We start from the raw sequence: 1,161 nt of genomic DNA on the forward strand, positions 1-1,161 counted from the left end.
GCCATCCCGTCCGTGTGAAAGCGATCCGCGACTCCGCGTACTCGATCGCGATACCGACTGCACGGCCATGCGCAGCGGAAACCGCACCCGCCATCTCAACGTTTCCCGTAGCCCGAAGCGCTGCCTCGTACACCGACACCGACTTCGGCGCACTGAACGTGAAATCGTAATAGGCAACTGTCGACGACGGCCGGAGACTGACCCCCGGACGTCGGATTGGGATTGACCCATTCTGGACGACGCTGAGGGGGTGTTGTCGGTGGAGGACTGGGCCGAGATCCGTCGTCTACATCGGGCGGAGGGTGTTCCGATCAAGGAGATCGCCCGCCGGCTGGGGGTGGCCCGCAATACGGTGCGCTCCGCGCTGCGGGCGCCGGGCCCACCGAAATGGGAAAGAGGCCCGCGAGGGTCGCTGGCCGATGCGGTCGAGCCGCAGGTGCGAGCCCTTTTGGCGCAGTTCCCGCGGATGCCGGCCACGGTGATCGCCGAGCGGATCGGGTGGGCGCACTCGCTGACCGTGCTCAAGGACCGGATCCGCCAAATCCGCCCGGAGTATCTGGGGATCGACCCGGTCGACCGAGTCGTGTATGCACCAGGCGAGATCACCCAGTGCGACCTGTGGTTCCCCGAGCCCACGATCCCCGTCGGGGCCGGGCAGGAACGGGTCCTACCGGTGCTGGTGATGACGCTGGGCTACTCGCGGTTCCTGTCCGCGACGATGATCCCCTCGCGTCAGGCCGGAGACATCCTGTCGGGGATGTGGCAGCTGATCAGCGAGGTCGGGCGGGTCACCCGCACCCTGGTCTGGGACCGGGAGTCCGCGATCGGCGGGACCGGCCGGGTCTCGGCCCCGGCCGCGGCGTTCGCCGGCACCCTGGCCACGAGGATCCAGCTGGCTCCGCCACGAGACCCGGAGTGCAAAGGGCTGGTCGAGCGCAGCAGCGTCTACTGCGAGACCTCGTTCCTGCCCGGACGCCGCTTCGCTTCCCCGGCTGACTTCAACCAGCAGGTCGGCGACTGGCTGACCAGGGCGAACGCCCGAACCGTCCGCGCGCGGGGTGGGCGCCCGGTCGATCTGCTCGAGGGTGACTACGCGGCGATGACACCGCTCCCGCCGCTGGAGCCGCCGATCGGGCTGGCCGCGCGGGTCCGTCTCGCGCG

At 69.4% G+C, this 1,161-nt stretch carries 2 protein-coding genes; one reads left to right on the forward strand and one right to left on the reverse strand.

What is annotated here, in order from left to right; translation table 11 throughout:
- Window positions 1-223, reverse strand: a 223-nt coding sequence (locus tag D8M34_RS19905; RefSeq protein ID WP_148113091.1) for a relaxase domain-containing protein, incomplete at its 3' end; no start/stop codon positions are given.
- Window positions 224-250: 27 nt separating this feature from the next.
- Here D8M34_RS19905 and istA point away from each other — a divergent pair.
- The coding region (istA, locus tag D8M34_RS17955) for an IS21 family transposase (RefSeq protein ID WP_126894702.1) at window positions 251-1,161 on the forward strand (911 nt) is incomplete at its 3' end.

Origin of the sequence: Microbacterium sp. HSID17254, assembly GCF_003989315.1 — a bacterium.
Taxonomy (GTDB): Bacteria; Actinomycetota; Actinomycetes; order Actinomycetales; family Microbacteriaceae; genus Microbacterium.